Here is a 24,604-nt window from a genome sequence, read left to right as displayed (position 1 = left end):
TCTCCCTAGATGTTCATCCCAATCGCTTTATATGTTTTCATGTTCACATCTAGGGAGTTCCACCTCGTCCATAGAGATTTAGCTATCCCTATGGGTTCATGGGCGGCCGTCGAGCCCAACGGCACGGGGCTCCCATCTAGAGTTGGGCCACCTAGGCTTGGAGCACTGCTCCCATCGCCTAGGTGGACTCTACGGAGGAGATTCCATACAGCTACAACATCTCTGTGCCACAGCTCTCCGCCTTTTGAGCACTTCCCGATTCTAGAACCGTTTCTATAAATTATTCTTGAGTTATGTACAGGGCATGTTCTAGAGGTGTTCCTTGAATCCACGTAGAGCACTGGAACGCCGTATTCCTTCGCCTTCTCCTCTACGGCTTCCTGAACTCCTCTGAAGGATGCTTGAAATATCCTGTGCCTGAGCTGCTCATCCTTGATTTTCTTAATCATTCCTTCAGCAGGGTTATCTCCTAGGTTCTCAAGAACTATAGCATGGTGCTTCCTATAGGCATTTCTAACAATTATGTTCGCAATCTTCCACCTGATGTCCTCTTTCCTGTGCTTCTCCTTGAGCTTCCTCAGAACCTTTCTTTTCGTTCTAGACTTAGTTCCATATGCTTTATCATACTTCTCCTGAACCCTCTTCCTTCGGTAGTAGTAGCCTAATACAACATCCTTGGTGTTTGTCTCAAGCAGATAAGGAGCATTGTCAACCAATATTGCCACGTTATTCTCATTGACATCTACGGAGATGAAGCCTTTTGGCTCATACTCTTCGACATCTTTGAAGAAGGATAGGTAGATTATTAGCTGTCTGCTCCTTCTATCCAGCTTTACCTTGGCTTCACTAGATAGTCTCCAACCCCTATTTACGTACTTCCAGTACTGCTTGTGGGGCTCAATTTCAACTGGCACCCTTCCTCTATGAGTAGCAATTTCTATAGATGTATAGCCTTTTGGCTTCCACAGGCGGTCGTCTAACCATATCGTTATCCTCCTAACTTTCGGAAGCTCACTCTTAGCAAGACCTTCCTCCTTCAGTTTGAGGAAGCTCTCAGCCCTAGCAGCAGCATCCTGGCATGCTGTGTAAGCGTAGTGAGATGGCAAATGAGGGTAGAGCTTTCTCATTTCATAATACTTCAATGCTTTGAGCCTGATGAAGCTGCTTATATCATTCCTAGCAGCATAGACTGCTAGTTGTTCAACCATGTTTCTGTACATACCTTCAAGCTCAACAAAGAATCTGAATGTTTTCCTCGGAAGTTTAATGCTCTTGACAACAACAGTCCTGGTTATTCTCAACGCTTCACTCAATTACCTTTCGACCTCATTTAGAAGCTTTCAGCAGAGTAACTTACACCGAGAAGCCTGCAAACTTCCTTAGGTCTCAGCATACGTTCATCAACATCGCTTATATCATTATTTTTTATAATATCAATACTTATAAACTTTTCCTACAAATATTAAATACATTACAGCCCTCAAGGCACCTCTCATTGTTATTTTATAGCATTTTTTATATAAAACATAGCATATACGCCCCGGGCCGGTTCTTGCGGGGCAGAGAAGCGTAAAAAACGCCAAACAGATAATCAAATATAAACTCAGATGCTCACAGATCAGCGCGATGATGCATCATGAAGCTGATGGGAATAACCTTCGATCTATGGTACACGCTGATATATGAAACGGAAGAGGATGAGGCCAAGTACCAGGAAATGAGGCTGAAAGCAATACAGAGAGGTCTGGAAGAAGTTGGGTTCTCCTTCGACAGCGAACTCCTCAAGAAGAGCTTCACCCACCTGAGGAAGTACTCCCTGTCAGTTCCTTACGAGGCTTTTCTGAAGCTAATAGCATCTTCCCTAGGATTAAGCCTCAGTGGAGCAGGGCTGGAAGCTCTTAAGCAGAGATATATCGAAGAGATTGAAAAGTACGAAGTCAAGCTCGGTCCTGGAGTTCCAGATATTCTTGAAGAGCTGAAGAACCTCGGAGTCAGGATCGCTGTTGTAAGCAACACCTCCTTTCCAGAGAAGTCTCTCTGGAAAATTCTCGGGAGGAGGGGGATATCCCAGTTCCTGGATGCAATTGTGTCGTCATCTGATGAGGGGGTAGAGAAGCCCAATCCAGCAATCTTCGCTAAAGCTCAGAGCAGGCTCGGAATACAGGCAGAGCGCATCTTGCATGTGGGAGATTCATGCGTAGAGGACTATCTTGGCCCGATTTCTTTCGGAATGAGGGCCGTCCTCTACAAGGGCCTCTACCAGTACAGGAAGGAAAAAAGTTTACACGAGCTGTGCCTGGCTAACAGCATTGCATCAGCAGACGACCTCAGAGAAATACTCCGCTACGTTCGCTGAGCCCTGCGCTTCAAAGCTAGGGCATAGACAGCCGTCAGCGCTCCCAAAACGACGGCACCGGAAGGAATTGTCACCTCTATCCCTGGAGTCACGGCAGTGCTCGCAAGCACGCCGAGGAGCATTGCTGAGCCGACAATTGATATCAAGGGGAATCTGCCCATCTTCCTCCTGAAAGATATGTGCGCCAGCAGTATTGAGAGCCAAGTGAATATTCCTCCGAAGGCAGCAATCCCGAACGCTATCAGATATGATGAAGATGAACCGTACATGTACGTCAGAATGGACATCGCCGCAACTCCAATCATTGATGCTGAGACAGCATTGAAAGGAACCTTGAACCTGTTCAGCTCGCCGAGCTTCTTTGGTGCCATTCCGCCCCTGGCCAGAGAGAACAGCATCCTCGAGCTGAGGTAGAGGTCAGCATTCGCCCCAGACAAAGCTGCTGTGAGGACTAAGAAGTTCGTTATGGAGGCTGCCGCCGGTATCCCGACAAGGCTGAAAGCAGTTACGAATGGGCTCTCCTTGACTCCGGCAGCCGTCCATGGTATCATGCTCACAATGACAATGATCGATGCTACATAGAGGATGGTCAGAAGAGATAGCGTGCTCCTGAACGCCTTGGGAGCATCGTTCTCGGGATCCTTCGCTTCCCCAGAGGCAACTCCAACCACTTCAACCCCGATGAACGAGTAAACAGCTACGACTGTTGCTAGCCAGACACCAAAGATTCCGTTGGGGAGAAGGCTCTCGGCATTGATGCTGAGAGGCGAAAGCCCGAAGCTCGATGGCCTGAGGATTATGTATGAACCGATAACTATGAACAGCGCCACAGCGCTGCTCTTGATCATTGAAAGGATGTACTCCACACCTCCCAAAGCATTGACTTTAATCGAGTTGAGGAAAAGCAGAGCGGCACCGAAGACCAGCATCCAGATGACGGGATTGACCCCGGGGAACCAGTACGACATGTAGATCGAAGCAGCGACGAGGTCCGCACCTATTGCGAACACTTCTGCGAACCAGTACATGTACTTGACCGCGAACCCCAAGTACCTCCCAACGAAGAGCTCAGCGTGGTTTCCAAAGGAACCAGTGCTCGGAACAGCCCTCGTCATCTCAGCCAGCGAGAGGCCCACGGTGTACGCTATCACTGCTCCCAGCACAAATGAAAGAGCAGCACCTGGTCCTGCGAGCTTGATTGCGAAGCCGCTTCCGAGGAAAAGCCCCGTTCCTATGGCGGAGCCTATCGAAAGCATCACCAACTGCCCGTGAGAGAGGATCTTGAGAAGGCCTCTTTCCCTTTCTTCGACTTTCTTTTTCAGAGAATCTAGGTCGCTCATGAGTGCTCACCTCCGCACTAATAACTTCAGAAAAAAAATCAGGCTAGCTCTATCCCCCTCCTCTTCAAATCATGCGCGACATCTGCCAGCCCTAGCTTCACAAGAGTTGCCTCTCTGGGGAGACCTGTATTCCTGTCCCACCCTCTAACTTCGTAGTACTCGTCCAGCATCCTGTCGAGCTCAATGATCTGTCCCTTAGACTTTCCATTGGAAATCGGCACCTTCAGGAAGCGCTCTGGTAGGTAGTCGTCCTTTCTCCTTATCCCCTCCCTGACTATGTAGGCCCTTTCGAGGTTGACGATCCTTTCCCCAACGGCCTTAACTTCCTGCGGGGAGAACTCAAGTCCCGTTATGCTTGTAAGCAGCCTCGAAGCCAATTCATAGCTGAGGAGATCCATGTTCTCGGCCAAGTTCTTGCAGACTTCCAGCGAGTCAACGATGGCGCATATGTTTTCGTAGTGAGCAACCAGCTTCCCCTTACCCCTAACTCCTAAGCGGAGCGTGGCCTCCGGCTCGCCGAACAGCTGCTTCCCAACCTCCGGGTCGTCGCTCAGCTCTATGAAAGGTTCAGACCTCAGATGGTCCGCCCCCCTGCTGGCAACTGCGAACCCCAGCCCGTATCCCTTCAACGCCCTTGGGTCTGCCTGTATCATTTCCAGCTTCTTCACGTGGAAGGCTATGTCCTTCCCCCTTCCCAGCTTCTCAGCAGCCCTCGCAACGCCTTCGGAGAGCACAGCTCCGAATCCCATCCTGTAGGCGATCTGCTCTATCAGCTCCATAACTGCCTCCATGTTCCCCCATTCAAGCTTCAGCCCGCCTGTCTCCTCTTCTCTGAGCTCCCCTCTCTCAAAAAGCTCCATTGCCCACGAGATGACTTCGCTCGTTGTTATCGCATCCATCCCCAGATCGTTCAGGAGATCGACTGCCTCGAGGGCCTTTTTCAAATCCCTGTTCCCAATTCTCACGGTCATTCCAGCAAGAGATTCGTACTCGAGCCCTTCAGATATCAGAGGGCCCTCCCTCGAGCTCCTGTAAGTGTAGACTCTGCTGCATGGCACCACGCAGGAGAAGCACGCCCTCGTCTTCACGTTGTGCTTAAGCGCTAAAAGCTCCCCGCTCACTTCGAATGCGAAGTCGACTTCTCCTCTTTTGAAGTGGTGGGCTGGGAGCATCCCTATCCTGTTTCCGGCAAGAAGGATCCTAGTCGTTCCCATGATCCTCCTCGGCCAGTACTGCTCGTGAGAGTAAACCAGCCTCTCTACCTCTTCGACGATCCTCTCGAACTCCCTAGGCTTCGCCACCTCTACATAGCCGTCCCCCCTGACAGCTATAGCTTTAACATTCTTCGATGCCATTACTGTCCCCATTCCCGTTCTGGCAGCTGGCCTCACAACATTAAAGAATACCCCTCCGAACAGGACTCCGTTCTCAGAAGCAGGTCCTATGACAGCAATTTGAGCCCTGTAGTCCCTGAGCTCCTTCCTTATCATTTCGTATGCCCTGGATATCCTCTCCCCCCATATTCCTTCAGCATCTCTGATCTCTACGCTTCTGCTGCTTACATAAATGTAAACCGGCTTCTCGCTCTTCCCCTCAATGATTATCTGATCGACGCCCGCATACTTCATCTCGGAGCCGAAGTGGCCGCCGGCATTCGAATCTCCAAGGATCCCGGTGAGGGGAGATTTTGAGCTAACATTAACCCTTGTTCCCAGAGGAAACCCTGTCCCAGCAACAGGTCCAGTCGCTATCAAGAGCTTGTTCTCTGGGGATAGAGGGCTCACATCGGGAGGCACCTCATCGTAAAGCCTTCTCGCGTTCAATCCCCTCCCTCCAATGAATCCCCTGGCATCAGCTAGCTTCAGCTCTTCGTACCTGAACTCTTTGGACGAGAGGTTTATCCTGAGCACCTTTCCCGCGTAGCCGTTAAGCTTACCCACTCCTCCCCACCCAGACCCTCCTGAGCTTCATTCCTTCCCGTAGCGCCAAAGCATATTCACTCCCGAATGGGGAATCTTCAGCATCTCTCGATATGGGTTCTCTGCTGAGGAAGAGCGCTCCCGTTGGGCACCTCTTCACGCACTCCGGCTCCCCGCCGCACAAATCACAGAAAAGAGGCTTCAGAGACAGCTTGTTCAGCGAAAGATAGCCGTATGGGCACGCACTTACGCATGAACCGCAGCCTATACAGAGATCCTCGTTCACCTTCAAGGCCCCAGTGCTTTCATCTCTGTATATCGCTGAAGTTGGACAGGAGGCCATGCAAGGGGCATCCGAGCAGTTCTGGCACGTCAGCGGAAAGTCAACCTTCAGAAGGTCGTCCTTAACGACTTTTATCCTGGAGAAGTACGGAGAGAAGACCCCTTCATGCTTGAAGGAGCACCAGAGCTCGCAGTACCTGCAACCCGAGCATCTGGTGGGGTCCGCTCCTACATGCAACCCCATTGGCTCATAGGATCACCATGGACTGAAAAAGGAGGAAGTCTTTCTATAAAAACTTTTCTCTGCATCTTTGATAGCTGCGTGTTCGATTTTTATGCTCGATCTGCCTTCCTCACGCTTTTTAAATGGGTCCTCACTTCACTTCTCCCGAGAGATTCCTCACTGCTTCCAAGACTTCCCTAGCGTGACCCTTTGGGCTCACACCAATTCTGCTCCACACTATCTTTCCCGAGGGGTCGATGATGAAAGTACTCCTCAACGCCCCTTCCCTACCACCCCTCTTCTTTCCCCACGCTCCCAACATTTTGTGTATCCTTCCATCGGGATCTGACAGCAGCGGGACGAGTATCTCGTTTTTCCTCTTGAACTCGCGGTGGGAAGATGGAGAATCCCTGCTCACTCCATACACCTGGACTCCGAGCTTTTTGAACTCCTCAAGGAGCTCTGTGAACTCTCTTCCTTCGAGGGTGCACCCGGGAGTGTTGTCCTTCGGATAGAAATAAAGGACAGTCCACTTCCCTCCTATCAGCTCGCCAAGCTTGACTTCTCTCCCCTCCTGATCCAGCACAACGCTTTCGAGCAGTTCCAAATTCATGCCACCTCATTTTCAATTTTTGATAAGTATTAATCGAAGAAAAGCTTAAATAAAACCCGTCTATAATTTCATTCACCCATTCAGGTGAAGAGAATGAGGAGCATTTCTACTTCAGCAGTCATAGCCATAGTGGTCGTTGTTCTGATAGTAGCTGTTGCCGGAGTCTACCTGGCAACAAGGGGAGGCGGAGCTCCCTCAACAACAACGTCTCCAGCCTCAACACCCACAACCCAGACAACTACGACAGCACCATCGACTACGCAGCAGCAAACAAAGACAACGACGGCCCAGCTTTCAAAGAACAGCATCTGCATTGTTTACGATGTTGGAGGAAGGGGTGATCTGAGCTTCAACGATATGGCCTACCTCGGGGCGAGCAAGGCAGCAAAAGACTTCGGGCTGAAGCTCGTTGAGGCCCAGAGCACTTCGCAGAACGACTACCTGCCGAACCTCAACACTTTCGCGCAGAGCAACAGCTGCGTCGTCATAGTAGCTGTCGGCTTTCTCATGGCTGATGCGGTGAACCAAACAGCAGCCCAATATCCCAACCAGAACTTCGCAATCATCGATGCTGTTGTGAACCAGCCCAACGTTCTCAGCATAACATTCACTGAAGAGCAGGGTAGCGCACTGGCAGGAGCTCTGGCAGCGCTGATAGCGCACTACTACAACTACTCCTCAGTAGGCATTGTCCTGGGAATGGAGATTCCCGTTCTGTACAAATTTGAAGCTGGCTACTACTGGGGGATAAGGTACGGAGAGCAGATCTATCAGCAGTACACCGGGAAGAATGTGACTCCACTGAACGTCCTCTGGACATATACCGGTTCTTTCAATGATCCTGCAAAGGGCAAGACAGCAGCTCAGGCCCAGCTCGCTCAGGGCGCTGCCGTGGTCTACAATGTAGCTGGGGCAACAGGTCTGGGAATATTCGATGCCGTTCAGGAGAAAGTTCAGTCCCTCGGCAAGACCATGGGGCCACCCTTTGCTATAGGAGTTGACAGCGATCAAGACTGGATAAAGCCAGGATTGATAATTGCCAGCGTAGAGAAGAGGGTTGATGTTGGAGTCTACGACGCCGTCCAGAGGGCCCTCAGCTACTATGCTGGAAACGTTTCTCGATACGGAGGCAATCTCGTCCTTGATCTAAGTGCAGGAGGAGTCTCTCTGAGCACCCTTGACGACCTCAACACATTCCTCCAGATAGCTGCTCAGGCTGGAAAGACCGTCAACCAAACCCAGATATACCAGCAGGTTGCAGCGATGAGGAACTCGATACCTCAGTGGATCTGGGATGCGGTTGCCAACCTGACAGCGACGCTCAAGACAAACAAGGACATCTCGGCCAACGGAGTCAAATTCTCCTACATAGAGTCCCTCATAGTCAACAACGCCCTCGACTCATCAAAGATAAAAGAAATAAGGGCCTCCCTTGGAGTTCCGACAGGATAACCTCACGTACAATCAAAACCAACCTTTTTTTGGAGCTGAATTGGTATGTCCTCTCAAAACAATGTTGCTGTCGAGATGGAGGACATTTCGAAAATTTATCCAGACGGAGTAGTTGCGCTGAGCGGAGTTTCAATATCTGTGAACAGGGGGGAAATACACGGCATTCTCGGTGAAAATGGAGCTGGAAAGACGACCCTCATGAGGATCCTCTACGGCAACATAAGGCCCACGAAGGGAAAGATCAGGGTCTACGGGAAGGAAGTCAGCTTCAGGAGCAGCGCAGATGCTATAAGAATGGGGATTGGGATGGTGCACCAGCACCCTGCGCTCGTCCCCGTCTTCACAGCCCGAGAAAACATCGAGCTGGGCCTCCCCTCGGACTTCAAGCCGAAGACAAGCCTGGAGGATCTGATGAGCAGCACAGGAATGAAGGTTCCTCTAAATGAGAGAGTTGAAGACCTCTCCCTGGGAATTGCCCAGAAGATCGAAATCCTCAAGGTGCTCTACAGGGGGGCGGAGATCTTAATCCTAGATGAGCCAACCACAAACATGACTAGCGAGGAGGTAGGAGAATTCTTCTCAAGCTTAAGGAATCTGAAGAGGATGGGAAAGACAGTCCTCTTCATCTCCCACAAGTTGAAGGAAGTGCTCGAGATCACCGACAGAGTAACGGTGCTCAGAAAGGGAAAGGTGAGCGGGAAAGTTCTGACTCCGCAGACAACCGCCGAGGAGCTTGCTAAGCTCATGGTAGGGAGGGAGGTTTTCCTGAAGCTGGAGAAGCCGAAGGTGCAGGCTGGAGAGAAGATCCTGGAGGTTGAGGACCTCTGGGTGAAGAGGTGGGATGGCTCCTGGGCGGTGAAGGGAGTGAGCTTCCACGTGAGGAAGGGAGAGATATTCGGAATAGCGGGGGTCGAGGGGAACGGCCAGAGCGAGCTGATAGAGGCGATCACCGGTTTGAGGAGGGCAGAGAAGGGGAAGGTCGTCTTCAAGGGTGCCGATGTCACGAACTCCTCTCCTGCGAGGCTGTACTCCATGGGCCTCGCACACATCCCAGAGGATAGGCACAAGACTGGGCTCATCCTGGACATGAGCGTCTGGGAGAACGCGATCCTGGGAATCCATAAGAGGAGGGAGTTCCTCCTTCCAATGCAGCTGTTCAACATGAAGAATATACTCCAGCACACCGGGAAGCTCGTCGACCAGTATGAAATCGTCGTTTCTTCTCTCGCTTCCCCCGTTCGGAGCTTGAGCGGGGGGAATCAGCAGAAGGTTGTCGTGGGGAGGGAGCTCTCGAAGATGCCGGAGCTGATCATAGCCTCTCAGCCTACGAGGGGGCTCGATGTCGGTGCAACCGAGTACATAAGGAAGCTCCTGCTCGGATTGAAGAGCGAGGGTAAGGCGGTTGTCCTAGTTTCCAGCGACCTCGACGAGATTCTCGACCTCACAGACAGAGTTGCTGTTATGTATGAAGGTCAGTTCATGGGAATAGCTGAGTCCTCATCTTTGAATGAAAAGACGATAGGGATGATGATGGGAGGATACAGGCTGAGCGAGATAGGGGGTTGAAAGATGGAGTTGAGGCAGCCATTCATGAAGAAATATGGAACAATTCTGATGAGCTTTGCAGAGGTTGTCGTCGCAACGCTCGTAGGTCTGGGGATTTCAGCCCTCCTGATTAAGCTGGGAGGATACAGCCCGGAAAATGCCATATACTACCTTTTCAAAGGAGCGTATGGAAACCTGTACGGGTTCTACACGACCCTCAGCTACTCGATCCCTCTGATGCTGACTGGAATGGCCTTCGCAGTGAGCGTGAGGGCTGGGCTTTTCAACATTGGAGCGGAGGGGCAGGTCTATATATCTGCCCTCGGAGCGATTATAGTGGCTTCGATACCCCTTCCTTCGTATCTCTACCTCCCAGCCGAATTCGCCATAGGCGTTGCTCTCGCTGTAGGATGGTCTCTTGCAGCAGGCGTCCTGAAAGTCTGGAAGGGAGTCAACGAAGTAGTTTCCACTATCATGCTCAACTGGATTGCCTTCTGGGTAGTCGAGTACTCCAGGTCAAACATCTTCTATGACCCCCTCTCTCCCGACAGGACAATAAGGGTTCCTCCTGCTGGGAGGCTTCCCCTGCTGGTAGCTAATACTCAGCTTTATTCTGGAATATTCATATCGCTTGCTGCCGTCATCATCATGTACATCGTGATGTGGAGGACTGCGGTCGGCTATGAAATAAGGGCCGTAGGCCTGAATCCCAACGCCTCCAAGTACGGAGGGATAAGGGCGTCGCTGGTAGCGCTTGAAGCCTTTGCCATCAGCGGGCTGCTTGCAGGTCTGGCCGGAGTCATGGAGACTGTTGGAAGGCCTCCCACCTATGCAATAGTCACGAGCTTGACCAACCTCGTCAACCTAGGATTCAACGGGATAACGGTTTCCCTCATAGGGAGGAACAACCCTCTGGGGATAATACCCGCCTCTATATTCATCGGGGGCCTCACGGCGGGAGCCACTTCCATGCAGATATTCGCAGGCGTTCCTCTGGAGATGGTTGAGGCCGTTCAGGGAATCATCGTCATAGTGCTGGCAATTCCTGGCCTGGTGAGGCTCATAAGAGGGAAGGTGAAGAGGTGAGCGCGATGGATGCTTCTATGGTCTTGAGCATCTTGATCCAAACAGCCTATGCATCAACACCGCTCCTTTTGTCCTCTGTCGGAGAAATACTCTCGGAAAGAGCCGGAATCGTAAACATAGGCCTCGAGGGCATTATGCTCATATCCGGCTTCGTAGGAGTGGTTGTTGGACAGGAGCTCCTGAACCCCCTCGCAGGAGTCTTGGCGGCGGTTGCTGTTGGGGCACTGATAGGTCTGCTACACGGATTCATCACAGCCTACTTGAAGGGAGACCACGTCATAAGCGGGCTGGGAATAAATCTCTTTGCCCTCGGTTTTGTACCCTACGGGATCTATGCTGTGTGGGGAGTGAGAGGATACTTCAACCCCAGCGATCAGGCCAAGGTTCCCAAGATCTTCGGAGTATCTCCGATCTTCTTAGCCAGCTTAGTAATAGTCTTCCTGATTCAGTACCTGCTCTTCAGAACTAAGTTCGGCCTTTCGCTGAGGGCCTGCGGAGAAGACCCCCATTCTGCCGACGCCTCCGGGGTAAGAGTTGAGAGGATGCAGCTGCTGGCCGCAGTAATCGGATCATCCCTCTCTGGACTGGCTGGCGTCTTCATGTCACTGGACTGGCTGACGACGATCACGAAGGATCTTCCGGCAGGAAGAGGATTCATAGCCCTCGCCATTGTAAACTTCGCAAACTGGAACCCTCTCCTTGCCCTCCTCGGCAGCTACATATTTGGTTTCTCCTGGGTGGCCATAGAATGGCTTAAAATATCTGCACTCAAGCAGGTCATACCAGTGACTCTGATCAACACCATCCCTTACATAGTGACCCTCGCTGTTACTGCTGGGGTGCTTGGAAGGTCCAGGCCCCCGAAGTACGCAGGGGTGCCTTATAAGAAGGAGTGATAGCAATGGAGAAAGGGACAGTCCGCGTCATGGTCGCATCCTCGTCTCTAGGCGAAGATATAGGGAGAAAGTTCGCAGCAGAGATCGAGAAGGAGCTGAAGGAGAGGGGGCTCAGCACCCTTTTCTTCGGGAACGCGAGCAGCCCGGAGCACGTTAGGGGAGAACCAGAATGCTTGAGCTGCGCCGTGCTCGTTGCTACTGGAGGAACCGAGGACTTAATAGTAGAAGCCGGCAGAAAGAGCAGGAGCATATACCTGTTCTACCACGATTCTTACAACAGCCTCCCAGCAACTCTCGAAGTTGCTGCATATCTGAGAGAGCTGGGAAAAAGGGTCCGCATGTACAAGTACAGCAATCCTGAGGCACTTGCTGATTTCGTTGAGATGCTCAAAAAGGCGGCGGAGGGGGCGGACAGGCTGAGAAAATGCAGGCTTGGAGTAGTGGGAGGAGTCAGCAGTTGGCTGGTCTACAGCAGGGTCTCCCCCCAGACTGTCAGGGAAAGGATCGGGGCTGAGCTGGTAGAAATGCCCCTTGACGAGTTGCTGAAAGAGATGGACAAGAAGGAGAAGCCATCTGGAAGCTACGGCTTTCTGTCGAATGCAAGAGAGATGCATGTTAACGAAGGGGAAATCGAGAAGGCTCTCCTTGTCCATGAGGCCCTTGAGGAGATCGCAAAGAGGCATCAGCTGTGCGGTTTGACTGTCAAGTGCTTCGATCTCATAATGGCTAGGAAGACGACTGCCTGCCTCTCCATGTCTCTCATGAACACGAGAGCCTTTCCCGCTGCTTGTGAGGGAGATGTTCCCCTCTTAATTTCAATGGCGCTCGGAGAATTCGTTACAGGGAAGCCGGCGTTCATGGGAAATCCTGCGTCTGTAGCTGGGAACGAGCTGCTAATAGCCCACTGCACGTCGCCGCTCATTTCCTCCTTCACGCTGACTACGCACTTCGAATCTGGAATGGGAGTGGGAATAAACGTGGACTTCCCAATAGGAGAAAAGGCTACTGTCTTCAGGATAGACCCGAAGCTGGAAACCATCAGGATTGCTGTTGGAAAAGTAAGGGAGAGGAAGTGGAGGGCCGATCTCTGCAGGACCCAGGTCTTGCTGGAAGTGGAGGACGCGGAGAAGATGTTGAGGGAAAGCATGGGCAACCACTATGCTCTGATTCTCGGCGACTGGAGGGATCACCTATCTCTGGCTGGAGAAATGCTGGGCCTGCGTGCAGAGTTTTTCTAGCTGTCTTTTTCTGTGCTATCCTCACAAACTGAAAAGTTTAATGAGCTGATGCATACATTAAATTAATGCAAGGTAATCCATCATGGATCCAGATTTCCAGGAAGTTCTCAGGAGAGTTGAAAGTTTCAGAGAGGAAATGATAGAATTCTTGAAGGGGATTGTAGAGATCCCGGCTGTTTGCCCCGACTATGGTGGAAGTGGGGAGCTGAAGAAGGCTGAAAAAATAAGGAGACTCGTTGATGGATGGGGATTCGATCAAGTCATCGAAATAAATGCCCCAGACGAAAGGGCCGAAGGAGGAGTGAGACTGAACATAGCTCTCCTCTACGGGAAGGGGGAGAAGAGAGTCTGGCTCATATCACATATGGACGTCGTTCCTCCCGGGGATCTTTCGAAGTGGACCGTTACAGATCCCTTCAAGCCAGTCCTGAAGGAAGGCAAGGTGTACGGAAGAGGATCCGAGGACAACGGACAGAGCCTTGTTTCTTCACTCTTCGCGGCGAGGGCGCTGATGGAAGCAGGAGGGGATCTCAAGAGATCGATCGGCATACTGCTTGTCAGTGATGAGGAGTGCGGTTCTAAATACGGACTGGAATACGTTGTGAGCAAAGCTCCTAACCTAATAAAAAAAGAGGATCTCGTGGTTGTTCCAGACGGAGGAATGCCGGACGGCCTCTTCATAGAAGTTGCGGAGAAGTCCATTCTCTGGCTCAAGTTCATCATTGAGGGAAAGCAAACTCATGCCTCAACTCCCAATAAGGGCTACAACGCTCACAGGATAGGGGCTCTGCTCGCAAGCAACCTCGACAGGATCCTCAGGAACAAGTACTTTTCTCAGGATCCTTTGTTCGATCCTCCAGAGAGCACGTTTGAGCTCACAATGGCAAGCTCCAGCTCTCAGTCCCCAAATATAATTCCCGGAAGGTTCGAGTTCGTCCTCGACAGCAGAATACTTCCTGTCTATTCAATAGAAGATGTCATGCAGACAATCAACAGCGTCGTCAGCTTCATAAGGGAGATGAATGAGCAGAAGCTCGGGGAAGAAATCTATCCAAAGATAGAAGTGATAGTACTTCAGAGATCGGACGCCCCAGCACCAACACCATCTGACAGCGAAGTGGTTGAAGCTCTGAAGAAATCCATCAGGATAGTCAGAGGAGCAGAGCCCAGGGTGGGAGGGATCGGGGGAGGGACAGTGGCAGCGATACTCAGGAAGAGAGGGATCCCGGCTGCTGTGTGGTCCACCATCGATGAGACAGCTCACCAGCCCAACGAGTATGCTGTAGTTGAGAACATGGTGGCCGACGCAAAGGTCTTCTCTCTGCTTCCAATTCTGTGAGCTCTCCTCTGCTTTAAGGATTTTTCAAGGCTGGCTGCATCCCTTGAGGTCAGAATATCTAAGACAAGACGCTGGAGAGAATTTCCATAAATGAATTAAGATAGAATATAAAAGTCAATTTTTCTCTTAACATTCCCATTACTATTTATATACCGTTTAAAACGAATAATTGTGTTGAACGAGAGGTTATGGTCATGAAACTCACAAGCATAGTGAAGGTAGATCCGAAGGGAAGGGTTACCATACCTCTTTACATCAGGGAAGCGATGGATGTCCACGAGGGGAGGTATCTCGTCATAATCGCTGATGTCGAGAAGAAGGAGATAGTCCTCACACCGATAACTAGGAGCGCGGAGAACATCTATGAGATCAGGGTTGAACTTCAAGACAAGCCTGGAGCTCTAGCCGAATTCAGCAAGTTGCTCAGCGACATGAAGCTGGACGTCTTGCTCTCGAAGTGCTCAACGGTTAAGAGAGGAGAAATAGGAGAATGCTCCGCGGTAGTTGAGCCGCTGGACCCAAGCATAGACATGAAGGCTGTCGAAGAGAAGATCAAATCCCTGGACGTAGTCTTCATGGTCTCTGTGAGACCTGTGGAGAAGGTTGGCTGAAGGTTTCAGCTGATGGCATCGGTGCTCGTCGGCGTCTGCGGATTTCCCAAATCCCTCTCTACTGTTTTTTCGAGCTTAGATGTTGTTGAAGTTCAGCAGAGCTTCTATGAGCCCCTCACCGAGAGGAGGATAGACTCCATCAGAAGAGCAAACCTTCACGGAAAGGAAATAACTCTCAAGGTATGGCAAGTCGTAACCCATCCTTCGGACTCCCCAACATGGAAAAAGATGCGCAAGACACCGGAGGGGGAGCTGAGCAACTACGGCTACCTAAAGCCAACCGAGGAGAACCTCAGTGCTCTTAACCTCTCGCTTAGGCAGGCAAAGGAGCTCAATGCTTCGGCGGCTGTGCTGCAGACTCCGCCATCCATGCCGTACAATGAGGGCCACCTAGAAAATATAGCTGAGTTCTTTAAACACACCCTTGATCTCTCAAAGAAGCTCGGCCTCATGCTCGTGTGGGAGCCGAGGGGGGCTTACGCGCAGGACATCCAATTCCTCAGAAGGGTGTTTGATGCTGGAGTGGTAATATGCTCTGATTTTCTGCGAAGAGGAGTCCTCATCGAGGGCGAAGTACTGTACACAAGGCTTCACGGTCTTGGAGGGAAAGAGGTCAACTACAAGTACAGATATTCTGAAAAAGATCTGAATGCTTTGAAAGACATCGTCTCGAAATATTTGAATACGGCAAAGAAGATCTATGTTTTGTTCAATAACGTGCACATGTTCGAAGACGCGCTTAGGTTCAAAAAGATGCTGGGTGATGAGAATTGACCATATATTGGGAAAAGTGCGACATCTGCGGTAGGCATGCCCCTACATCCTTTGTCACATTCAGGGGAAAGACTATGAGAGTTTGTTACAGGTGCAGCCTCCTCTTCAACATCTGGAGCTACAGGGGAGAACCTTCCTGGAAGAGGCCAAAATCTTCCATTAGAAAAGAAGAAGACGAACAGGAGAGAAAAATAAGAGCAGTGGAAGAGATGCTAGAAAGGGAAAAACAATAATAAAAAGCGATCCGATCTCTTTAGGTGTCAGAAGTGATCTGAAATGAAGGTAGTGTTCAGCAGAGCCAGCGATTTCAAGGAGATAATATCCCTGGTTTCAAGAAGCCTCGATGAGATACCCTTTATAATTAATGACGAAGGGCTGAGCGTTAAGGCGCTGAGCGAAGATAAGACAACGATGGTTATCCTGAGGGTTCCATCAGAATATCTCGAGGCACTGGAGCTGGAGGTTCCGGTAAAATTCACTGTCAGCTCATCTGAATTCAGCAAGGTATTGAAGAGGGCGGCCAGAGGAGACTCTCTCGGCCTCTCTGTTGAGGGCGACGAGCTCGTTGTCACATTCCAAAACGAGAAGCAGAGGATGAAGAGAAACTTCAAGATCCCCATAGCTTCGAAAGATGTGGAAGAAATAGGAGAGCCCAAAGTTGAGCTTCCCGTTGAACTCTCAATGGCCTCCAGAGATTTCAAGGAAGTTGTAGAAGATGCAAAAAGAGTAGGAGGAGAAGTCAAGCTTCTCTTCGAAAACAAGGAGCTAAGAGTGTCAGCAGAATCTACTGGCAGAGGATACTTAGCTGTCCTCAGAGAAGACGCTCCTCTGATTTCTTTAAGAACTTCCACAGAGAAAGCAGAATCCAAATACAGCATTGACCTCCTGTACTCGGTTGCCAGAGGGCTGCCATCCGATGGTGTGTTGGTTCTTTCTTTCGGAGAGCAGTTGCCTCTCAAGCTTTCATCCGAACTGGAGAAGATCGGAACCATTGCTTATTGGGTTGCCCCCACAGCATGAGTCTGATCGAAAAAGCAGAAAGGTATAAGGTCGCTTTTCCGGTATCGTTAAAAGAAAAAACTGAGCTTCCGGATCCATTTTTCCTCCTTTTATTAAGGAGGAGCAGTTCTCTTTTTTGTCCGGATAAAAGGGATCTGTTTAAAAACTGGCAAAAGGAAAGCAGAAAGTTTCAAGAAGAGGAGGAGGTCAGGGGGGCTGAGCCTGGAGGTATTGTAGCCTTCTGCGGCCCGTATGGCCCTGGGACATAAAGCAGCTTTGACTTGAATATTTCTATCTTCCTTATGGGGAAGATCTTCTTCGCCTCGGAGAACATCTCGCCCGTGAGCGAGTCGCCCATGAATGCCTGAACCAGCTCGTCGAAGCTCATCTCCTTCGCCTTCTCCGTAAGAATCCTTTCCATAATCTTTCTGATTATCCTCTTCTGGCTGCTCTTTGCTTTGAAGGAAGTGAATGCTGCCACAGATACCCTCAATATATATCCATCTTTAGTCTCAACCTTGAAGATCCCCTGTATCTTGCTATTCTTTCTTCTCGTCAGGACTTTGAGATAATCTCTAGCTAGCTCGTGTCCTTTGAATCTTGTCTTGGCTGTATGCCCGTCCACACCTATTATCTGGAACTTCAGCTTTATGTGGACTTGGTTGTAATCCCCAGTTATGTCGTAGAGAGTGGCCTCAATGGTCCTTCCTATCAAGCTTGAGGGTTCGAGGGCGGGAGTGCTCCCTATGGAGACCTCTCCGAATACCGGAGGAGCCAGCACCTCATACCACTTTTTCTGCTTCCACAGATCTTTTACCTCCTTCCTCTTTCCCTTGGCAGCGGACATGCCAAATCTCACCACAGAGCTACTCGGTTTTTTCTATACTCCTTCTTTTTGATGCACTTAAGGCATTAATAACCGTAGCTATAGACCTCAAGTACTCTTCGACTGTGTTCTTTATGGTCATTATGTCCCCTCTTTCAGTTTGCATTTCAATGATTACCTTTTTACCTTCTCTGCGGGCCGAGGTCTTAATTTTTTCTCCTGAGGGCTCATCATCGGGCGAAATGGCTTCGATAATTGTTTTCGCCAGCTCTTCATCGTCAAGCGTAATTTCCAGCACAGCCTCAAGCCTCTCATCTTGCATTTGCCCTCACCTTTTGCTTGAAACAATGACAAAAGGAAATTCGGGCGCAGGTCTCAGCTCTCCCAAAGCATTTCTCTTCTCCGCTGGCAGGGCGGCTATCTCAAATAATGAAGTTACGACCGATCCTCCATCACTGCACGCGAAAACGCTGCTCCCAGCGAGCCCCATCTTTCTTGCGAGGTTGGCTAAAAAGTGGATGGGCTTCGGCAGATCGCAGGGAATTAATACGATCCCCTCTTCGTTCGGTTTGATTTTCCCCCCGATCATCACCCTCATGACCTCGCCTATCCACCTCAAGCTGTTCATCCTCAGCGATAGAAGGCCTTCGATGGGCATTTCGTTGGCATAGAAGGAGATTAGCGATCCAGGAGAGACTTCCAGCGCGATGTCGATGGCTTCACCTATCTCTTTCAGATCATATTCCCTCTCCCCGCTCTGGTAGTAGACCAGAGGCCTCAGGAGCTCCTTCTTAGGCTGCTTGAGGCTTCTGTAGCTCAAATTTTCTAAGAGAAGCTCAACCAATCTTTTCATCTCTTCTTCGCTCAGTTTAGAGAGGGACAGCTCTGGGGATATACCCTTCTCCTTCAGAGCTGCAGATATTTTTTCATGGTCAGCTGCTGAAAGAGAGACGAAGAAGGGATCCACAGTATGGTATATCGAGTCGTTGACAGTTCTGCTTGGAGTCTGGATGAGGGAGATGGTCTTTTTCTGCACTTTCAGCGATGATTCCGTCTGAATGAAAGAAAGGAGAGGGTCGGTCTCTTCCACTATCCTGAGACCTTGATAGACAGATGCATAAGCCACAGTATTCCTGCTGTCCTTGATAAGAGAGATCGCTTCCATAATTTTGAGCGCTTGGAGGACAGGGTTGAGAGTGAGGGACTCCACTCTCCCCTTGGAGAAGATGGGGAGCTCTCTATCGATAAAGATGCCTTTCGCCTTTCCCCTGTCTTTCGCTGAATATCCAATGAAAATTCCTTCTTCATTTGTTCCAGTTCCTGGGGCAAATTTCAGATATATCTCCGTTCTATCCCTCTTTTCTGTTATCAGTGAGGCCAGCAGAATAGAGGCGTGGAAGGAAAAAACATCTGGGTGGGCAAACATCCTTATCGCTTCAGACCTGGTAACATACTCCGATAGCCTCTCGGAAGCAATCTTCACAGCATTTTCCGAATTGGCCTCGCTCAATATAGAATACCCCATAACTCATAAGTGCAGTTATCCAATAAAATACTGTTTAGTCTTCTTCTCCTCCTCCTTCCTCGCTCTCCTCCTGCATCAGCTCCAATGCTATTTCATAGTAATCTTCAAGGCGCTGCTGCTGCTCTTCATCAGAAACTCCAAACTTCGAAGGCTCCGAAACAAGCGAAGTGGTCTTCGTGCGCTCCTTCTCGCTCACCTTCTCTTTAATGACGTAGGATTTCTTCTCTTTTCCAACCTTCATCTCATAGCCGCACTTTGTGCACTTGAGCACTACCTGCTTGCCCTTTTTTACGGGAACCATTGCCCCGCCGCACTTGGGACAGAACTTCGTGGCCTATCTCCTCCTCTTAATTTTGAAGCGTAAGCCGACTCTTTTTCTAAAGAAACAGTCCTCATATATAAAGAAATCGATCATTAATTATAACTTATAATAGTCGAGAATGCGCAGCAGCATTTTTATAAACTGCACAATTTAAATCCATTTCGAGGAGAAATGCAGGTAAAATGCCTCAGAGCAGATTCTTCCTCAGTTAAATCGAAAGGCATCGAAAAAATATTCCTGTGCAGAGCTGGGAACCCACCACCCTTCGAAGACTTATCATCCTTGAAAGTCTACATAGAGAAAGTTCTCGAGACATTGAGCTTAAGCGGCAGAGTGGAGTTTTCGGAGAATGAGAGCATTGGAACTACCCACATGCTTTATAAATTCCATGTTATGAACGACGGGAGAAGGTGCGCTTCTGTGAGAGCGGTTTTGAAGGATCGTGCTTTGCAGCTTCTTGCATTTGTATTTTCAGAAGGGTGTCCCTCAGAAATAAAAACAGAAGAGGGAACATACTCAACTCTTGAGGGAAAAATTTTGAAGGGAGAGGGAATACCGCCTGGGCAGAAGGTGATCGAAGATTTCATAATCTACAGGATACTTGGGCAGCCCGAGATTTCTATAGACAGCTGGAGGCTCAAGGTCTACGGTGAAGTGGAGAAGCCCCTTGAGCTCAGCTATGGGGATCTCCTGTCAATGAAGCTTCGAACAATTAAAGCCGATTTTCACTGTGTGACTGGATGGAGCGTTAAGGACATTGAGTGGGAAGGAGTTCCGACAGCGGAATTAGCGAAGATGGCTGGAGTTAAGAAGAGCGCAAGGTGGGTTCTAACGCACTCTCTGGACAATTACACTGCCATTATTCCAATTGAAGATTTTCTCGAGGAAGGGAGCCTCATAGCTCTCAGAATCAATGGCAGAGAGCTTTCCAAGGAGCAGGGATTTCCCGCCCGGCTGTTCATCCCCCACCTATATGGCTGGAAGGGAGGGAAGTGGCTCAGAGCAATAGAATTCAGGAAGGACTACACAGATGGCTACTGGGAAGCTCTCGGCTATCACGAGAGAGGAAACGTCTGGCTCGAAGAGAGATTCAAAAGGCTATAAGGCATTCCTTTTCAGATCCCTCCTTTTCTGAAGGCTTCCTCTGAACTTACCTCCTCTGCCTCACTGCTATCAATCAGTTTCTTCCGTAATCAGAGGGGAAGGGAGCATTCCGAGACGAATATTTTCCCGCGAAAAGATATTCCTTTTCTTTTCAGAAAAGGGCCAACGCATCCGCAAAGTATTATACTGTTTTTAGCAGATGCATAGACTGCTTCAGAAGGGAATGCTTCAGCATCTGGGGCGAACAGCATGACGCTCAATTCTGCAGTTCTTCTCGCTGCTGGAAAGGGGGAGAGAATGTGGCCCTTGACTTCAACGAGGCCGAAGCCTCTCGTTGAAGTGCTTTGCAAGCCTCTCATTGAATACCAGATAGAGGCATTGAAGAGGGCTGGAATCCAGAGGATAGCATTGGTCATTCACTCGCATGAAGATGCAATGAAAAGGAAGGCGGCTGAGCTCAGCTCGAAGCTCTCCGTTGAGCTGACTGTGATAAAGCAGAGCTCCCCTCTCGGAACGGGCCATGCATTGATGGAAGCCATAGAGAAGGGAAGCATTGAGGGAGAGATCATCGTCTTGTATTCCGATATCTTCATGACGCCCAGCAGACTTCAGAGCTCTCTCGGAAAAATAGCCTCTTCCCCTCTCCCAGCCACAGCCGCTTCGAGAGTTGAAGACCTGTCGAAATATGGAGCACTCGAAGTTTCGCAGTCTGGCCATCTCAGCAGGATACTGGAGAAGTCCTCCGAGCTCTCGGGCAGAGAGGGCCTTGCCAATGCGGGTATCATGAAGCTCGATGCTCGGGAAATTATGGAGGAGCTGAGGAAGACCAAGCCTTCCGAGAGGGGTGAAATAGAGCTAACTTCAGCAGTGGAGAGCCTCTCGAAGAAAGAAGATGTCTCTGTTGTTGAGCTGGAGGGGGAATGGATGGACGTGGGCACTCCTTGGGATCTCCTCAAAGCGAACGAAGTAGCTCTGAGAGAGCTGTGCAGGGGGGCGAAGGTTGAACTGGACGAGTGCGTCATGTTCGATGAGGAGAGAGCTGTGATCGAGGATCCCGTAGTGATAAGGGGGCCAGTCTTCATAAAGGGAAGCGTAGAGCTTGGTCCGTGCACCCACGTGAGGGAATACAGCGTCATCTGCGGAGAGAACAAGCTGGGCTTCTCTGTTCAGGTGAAGAATTCAATACTGATGAAGGGAGCCAAAGTACCCCACCTCAACTACGTTGGAGACTCGATAATAGGGGAGGGAGTAAATCTGGGGGCGGGGACCATCACTGCGAATGTGAGGCATGACGGTAAGAGCGTGAAGTCTTTGCTCAAAGGGGTGCTCGCTGATACAGGAAGGAGGAAGTTCGGCACAGTCATAGGCGATGAAGCCAGAACTGGGATAAACACGAGCATCCTCCCGGGCGTCAAGATAGGGGCGGGAGCCTGGATCAATGCAGGCTGCATAGTGGACAGGGATGTCCCGGACAGAGCAATACTGAAGTGCGAGCAGACCAGGAGCTATGCTCTAAGGGAAGATGATAGACGTTGAGGCAGGTCTCTAAGGAGAGAAATGCTGTAGTCAAGAGGAGGTTTGCCCACAGGATTGCGCTCCTCTTTCCTTCCACCTACGAAGCGAGCATTTCCAGCCTCGGATACCAGCTGATCTACTACTACCTCAACAGCTTCGAGGACGTATTTGCCGAGAGGGTTCTGAGCAGGGACAAAGAGCTCCGGAGCATAGAGACGGGAACCCCACTCAAAAAGTTCGACTTGATTCTGGCAACAGCTCACTACGAGCTGGACTACATCGAGATCGTCAGAGCACTAATCAGAGCGGGGATACCCCCCCTCTCTGAAGAGAGAGGATCCCCTCCCCTCATCCTGGGGGGCCCAAGCATAACAGCATGGCCCTTCTCCATGTCGAGAATCGCGGATGCTGAGTTCTTGGGGGAGTTTGAGGTTTCTGGAGAAGAGTTCATCGAAGCGCTGCAGCATTTGGATTCCGGGAAGAAGAATTTCATCGATTCTCTCGGCTCGGTCAGAGGGTTTTGGCTTCCGAACAGCGAGAGGAGGGAAATAGTCAGAGTCAGGGACCTCGACTCCTCATTCCACCCGATCCTCCAAATACAGAACGAGGAGGTGGAGCCTGTGTGGGGGAGATCGCTCATGGTCGAGGTCTCGAGAGGTTGCAGCGAGGGCTGCCTTTTCTGCCTTGAGGCTGCTGTTGCCGGGATGAGGAGGGAGAGGTCCTTCGATACTCTGACGAGGATAATAGAGAGGGGCCTGGAAGCAAACATGCTGAGCAAGGTTACGTTCTTCTCCCTGAGCTTCTTCGCCTCCAACTTGGGGGATAGGCTCTTGAGATTCCTCTCAGAGAGGGGGATAGAAGGGAGCATACCGAGCGTCAGGGCTGAGACCATTACGGAAGATAGGGCCGAGCTGATCAAGAAGATCGGCCAGAGGACTGTTGCTATAGCCCCAGAAACCGGGAGAGAAGAATTGAGGTTCAGCATTGGCAAGAGGATGAGAGATGAGGAAATATTCAGGGCGGCATCAGCCCTCTTCAAGAACGGGATATCTGTGAAGCTGTACTACATGTTCGGCCTGCCTAACGAGACGAAGGAAGATCTAGATGCCATAGTGCAGCAGGTCAGGGAGATCAAGAAGCTGTCGGAGGGGAGGGCTAAATTGAAAATTTCGGCCAACCCCTTCATTCCCAAACCGCTCACAGCTATGTGGAAGCACGATATGTTGCCGCTGAGAGACTTGAAGGAAAGGGAGAAGTATCTGCGCGACTCTCTCAAGGGTATCGCAGAAGTTGAGGTCTACGAACCAAAGCTTGCGAGGAAGCAGTACGAAATAAACATTAAGAGGGAGGATGCCAGTAGAATGATAATTGAAGAAGCGTTCAGGAAAATGGATTGAGGATGGAAGAGAATTGGTCAACTATTCTCCACCGCTAATAGGAATTGTCGGGAAGACGAACGTTGGAAAGTCCACAATGTTTTCGGCCCTCACCCTCGCAAGCGTCGAGATAAGCAACAGGCCGTTCACTACCATCGAGCCGAACAGAGGGGTTGGATATGTTAGAGTTGATTGCCCCCATGTGGACTTTTCGCTTCCCAAATGCGATCCCAGGACCGGCTACTGCATCAGAGGAAACCGCTTCGTTCCCGTGGATCTCATCGATGTGGCTGGTTTGATACCTGGAGCTCACCAGGGAAGAGGGCTGGGAAACAAATTCATGGACGATCTCAGGAAAGCTGATGCTTTCCTGCTCGTCGTCGATGCCTCCGGATCCACCGATGAAAACGGCAACCCAGTTCCTCCGGGAACCTCGGATCCTGTGAGAGAAGTCCGGGAGATACTGCACGAGATCGACATGTGGCTCGCCAGGGTCATATCTTCGGACTGGCAGAAGTTCTCGGTGAGCGTTGAGACATCGAGAAAGGATCTGCAGGAAGCCCTCTTCGAGAAGATCTCCGGCCTTTCAGTGAAGAGAGGGGCCGTGGTGGAAGCCTTGGAGAATGCGGGGCTGCTGAATGTCAGGCCCTCGCTGTGGAAGCAGGAAGACTTTCTCAGGTTCGCAAGAGAGCTCAGGAAAACCTCCAAGCCACATGTGATCGTTGCCAACAAGGCAGATCTTCCTAAGGCCGCGGAGAACATTGAGAGGATGAGAGCAGAGCTCCAAGGAGAGCGGATATTTCCAGCAAGCGCTGAATCTGAACTGGCTCTCAAGAAGGCTGCCAAGGCGGGCATAATTGACTACATTCCCGGCGACAGCTCCTTCAAGATCCTCGATGAATCGAAGCTGACCAAGCAGCAGAGAGGCGCTCTCAACTATATTGAAGAGAAAGTCATGAAGATGTATGGAGGAACAGGCGTTCAGCAGGCCTTGAACTCCCTGGTCTTCGAGGTCCTGAAGAAAATAGTTGTATTTCCAGTTGAAGATCCGACAAAGCTCACAGATAAGGAGGGGAGAATACTTCCAGACGCGCTGCTAGTTGATGCAGATTCAACGCCAAAAAGCGTTGCCGGCCTCGTTCACAGCGACCTGGAGAGAGGCTTCTTGTATGCTGTAGATGCGAGGAGCAAGCAGAGGCTCGGGGCGGACTCGAAGCTCCAAAACAGGTCTGTCATAAAGATCGTTTCATCCATCTGAAGCGC

The 24,604-nt window shown here is 50.4% G+C and carries 23 protein-coding genes and 1 pseudogene; 15 read left to right on the top strand and 9 right to left on the bottom strand.

Going from position 1 to position 24,604, the window contains the following annotated elements; all coding sequences use genetic code 11:
* Window positions 1–5 precede the first annotated feature (5 nt).
* On the bottom strand, window positions 6–1,313 hold the full coding sequence (locus ACLGLO_RS00410; RefSeq protein ID WP_492128452.1) for an RNA-guided endonuclease InsQ/TnpB family protein: 1,308 nt from the start codon (window positions 1,311–1,313) through the stop codon (window positions 6–8).
* Between the two features lie 323 nt (window positions 1,314–1,636).
* Between ACLGLO_RS00410 and ACLGLO_RS00405 the strand changes: the two genes are divergently transcribed.
* The gene (locus ACLGLO_RS00405; RefSeq protein ID WP_492128451.1) at window positions 1,637–2,356 is read left to right on the top strand and encodes an HAD family hydrolase; all 720 of its coding nucleotides are present in this window, start codon (window positions 1,637–1,639) and stop codon (window positions 2,354–2,356) included.
* Here ACLGLO_RS00405 and ACLGLO_RS00400 read toward each other — a convergent pair.
* The 4 genes from ACLGLO_RS00400 to ACLGLO_RS00385 all read right to left on the bottom strand — a co-directional run bounded on the left by ACLGLO_RS00400 (window position 2,344) and on the right by ACLGLO_RS00385 (window position 6,727).
* Window positions 2,344–3,696 (bottom strand): amino acid permease, encoded by a 1,353-nt coding sequence (locus ACLGLO_RS00400; RefSeq protein WP_492128450.1) that lies wholly within the window; start codon window positions 3,694–3,696, stop codon window positions 2,344–2,346. The two genes, ACLGLO_RS00405 and ACLGLO_RS00400, sit on opposite strands and share 13 nt — an antisense overlap.
* Window positions 3,697–3,734: 38 nt before the next feature.
* Window positions 3,735–5,636: an aldehyde ferredoxin oxidoreductase family protein gene (locus ACLGLO_RS00395; protein ID WP_492128449.1), complete on the bottom strand. Its 1,902-nt coding sequence runs from the start codon at window positions 5,634–5,636 to the stop codon at window positions 3,735–3,737.
* On the bottom strand, window positions 5,629–6,141 hold the full coding sequence (locus ACLGLO_RS00390) for a 4Fe-4S dicluster domain-containing protein (protein WP_492128448.1): 513 nt from the start codon (window positions 6,139–6,141) through the stop codon (window positions 5,629–5,631). The genes ACLGLO_RS00395 and ACLGLO_RS00390 overlap by 8 nt, the downstream gene beginning before the upstream one ends.
* A 130-nt stretch (window positions 6,142–6,271) precedes the next feature.
* Window positions 6,272–6,727, bottom strand: coding sequence for a peroxiredoxin (locus ACLGLO_RS00385; RefSeq protein ID WP_492128447.1), 456 nt, complete (start codon window positions 6,725–6,727; stop codon window positions 6,272–6,274).
* A 99-nt stretch (window positions 6,728–6,826) separates the two neighbouring features.
* Here ACLGLO_RS00385 and ACLGLO_RS00380 point away from each other — a divergent pair, with 99 nt between their 5' ends.
* The 10 genes from ACLGLO_RS00380 (at window position 6,827) to ACLGLO_RS00335 (ending at window position 16,694) form a co-directional block, all read left to right on the top strand.
* Entirely contained in the window at window positions 6,827–8,185 is a 1,359-nt protein-coding gene (locus ACLGLO_RS00380) for a BMP family lipoprotein (RefSeq protein WP_492128446.1), read from the top strand.
* Between the two features lie 45 nt (window positions 8,186–8,230).
* On the top strand, window positions 8,231–9,751 hold the full coding sequence (locus tag ACLGLO_RS00375) for an ABC transporter ATP-binding protein (protein WP_492128445.1): 1,521 nt from the start codon (window positions 8,231–8,233) through the stop codon (window positions 9,749–9,751).
* A 3-nt stretch (window positions 9,752–9,754) separates the two neighbouring features.
* Complete coding sequence (locus ACLGLO_RS00370) at window positions 9,755–10,816, top strand: ABC transporter permease (RefSeq protein ID WP_492128444.1); 1,062 nt, start codon at window positions 9,755–9,757, stop codon at window positions 10,814–10,816.
* 5 nt (window positions 10,817–10,821) lie between these two features.
* Entirely contained in the window at window positions 10,822–11,712 is an 891-nt protein-coding gene (locus tag ACLGLO_RS00365; RefSeq protein WP_492128443.1) for an ABC transporter permease, read from the top strand.
* Window positions 11,713–11,717: 5 nt separating this feature from the next.
* The gene (locus tag ACLGLO_RS00360; RefSeq protein WP_492128442.1) at window positions 11,718–12,950 is read left to right on the top strand and encodes a hypothetical protein; all 1,233 of its coding nucleotides are present in this window, start codon (window positions 11,718–11,720) and stop codon (window positions 12,948–12,950) included.
* Window positions 12,951–13,032: 82 nt separating this feature from the next.
* Window positions 13,033–14,289, top strand: a complete 1,257-nt coding sequence (locus ACLGLO_RS00355) for a M20 family metallo-hydrolase (RefSeq protein ID WP_492128441.1) — start codon at window positions 13,033–13,035, stop codon at window positions 14,287–14,289.
* A 194-nt stretch (window positions 14,290–14,483) separates the two neighbouring features.
* Window positions 14,484–14,900, top strand: coding sequence for an AbrB/MazE/SpoVT family DNA-binding domain-containing protein (locus tag ACLGLO_RS00350; protein WP_492128440.1), 417 nt, complete (start codon window positions 14,484–14,486; stop codon window positions 14,898–14,900).
* A 12-nt stretch (window positions 14,901–14,912) separates the two neighbouring features.
* Entirely contained in the window at window positions 14,913–15,674 is a 762-nt protein-coding gene (locus ACLGLO_RS00345) for a DUF72 domain-containing protein (protein WP_492128439.1), read from the top strand.
* On the top strand, window positions 15,671–15,907 hold the full coding sequence (locus tag ACLGLO_RS00340; RefSeq protein ID WP_492128438.1) for a hypothetical protein: 237 nt from the start codon (window positions 15,671–15,673) through the stop codon (window positions 15,905–15,907). The genes ACLGLO_RS00345 and ACLGLO_RS00340 overlap by 4 nt, the downstream gene beginning before the upstream one ends.
* Before the next feature lie 43 nt (window positions 15,908–15,950).
* Window positions 15,951–16,694 (top strand): hypothetical protein, encoded by a 744-nt coding sequence (locus ACLGLO_RS00335; protein WP_492128437.1) that lies wholly within the window; start codon window positions 15,951–15,953, stop codon window positions 16,692–16,694.
* 169 nt (window positions 16,695–16,863) lie between these two features.
* Here ACLGLO_RS00335 and ACLGLO_RS00330 read toward each other — a convergent pair whose 3' ends face one another.
* The 4 genes and pseudogenes from ACLGLO_RS00330 to ACLGLO_RS00315 form a co-directional block, all read right to left on the bottom strand.
* A complete protein-coding gene (locus ACLGLO_RS00330) occupies window positions 16,864–17,520 on the bottom strand; it encodes a 30S ribosomal protein S3ae (protein ID WP_492128436.1) in 657 nt (218 codons plus the stop codon).
* Between the two features lie 19 nt (window positions 17,521–17,539).
* The gene (locus ACLGLO_RS00325; protein ID WP_492128435.1) at window positions 17,540–17,821 is read right to left on the bottom strand and encodes a KEOPS complex subunit Pcc1; all 282 of its coding nucleotides are present in this window, start codon (window positions 17,819–17,821) and stop codon (window positions 17,540–17,542) included.
* Between the two features lie 6 nt (window positions 17,822–17,827).
* Window positions 17,828–19,009: a hypothetical protein gene (locus tag ACLGLO_RS00320; protein ID WP_492128434.1), complete on the bottom strand. Its 1,182-nt coding sequence runs from the start codon at window positions 19,007–19,009 to the stop codon at window positions 17,828–17,830.
* A 49-nt stretch (window positions 19,010–19,058) separates the two neighbouring features.
* Window positions 19,059–19,340: pseudogene (locus ACLGLO_RS00315) on the bottom strand (DNA-directed RNA polymerase subunit M); the annotation flags it as partial.
* A 177-nt stretch (window positions 19,341–19,517) separates the two neighbouring features.
* Here ACLGLO_RS00315 and ACLGLO_RS00310 point away from each other — a divergent pair.
* The 4 genes from ACLGLO_RS00310 to ACLGLO_RS00295 all read left to right on the top strand — a co-directional run bounded on the left by ACLGLO_RS00310 (window position 19,518) and on the right by ACLGLO_RS00295 (window position 24,599).
* Window positions 19,518–20,450 (top strand): sulfite oxidase-like oxidoreductase, encoded by a 933-nt coding sequence (locus ACLGLO_RS00310; RefSeq protein ID WP_492128433.1) that lies wholly within the window; start codon window positions 19,518–19,520, stop codon window positions 20,448–20,450.
* A 249-nt stretch (window positions 20,451–20,699) separates the two neighbouring features.
* Window positions 20,700–21,986: a bifunctional sugar-1-phosphate nucleotidylyltransferase/acetyltransferase gene (gene glmU / locus ACLGLO_RS00305; protein WP_492128432.1), complete on the top strand. Its 1,287-nt coding sequence runs from the start codon at window positions 20,700–20,702 to the stop codon at window positions 21,984–21,986.
* Window positions 21,983–23,362: a B12-binding domain-containing radical SAM protein gene (locus ACLGLO_RS00300; protein ID WP_492128431.1), complete on the top strand. Its 1,380-nt coding sequence runs from the start codon at window positions 21,983–21,985 to the stop codon at window positions 23,360–23,362. The genes glmU and ACLGLO_RS00300 overlap by 4 nt, the downstream gene beginning before the upstream one ends.
* Before the next feature lie 13 nt (window positions 23,363–23,375).
* Window positions 23,376–24,599, top strand: a complete 1,224-nt coding sequence (locus tag ACLGLO_RS00295) for a redox-regulated ATPase YchF (RefSeq protein WP_492129182.1) — start codon at window positions 23,376–23,378, stop codon at window positions 24,597–24,599.
* The last annotated feature ends 5 nt before the right edge of the window (window positions 24,600–24,604 follow it).

The sequence above is a fragment of the Fervidicoccus sp. SLHALR4 genome (genome assembly GCF_058692745.1).
The sequence above is the reverse complement of the archived record's forward strand: the minus strand, read 5'-3'. Positions and strand labels throughout refer to the sequence as shown.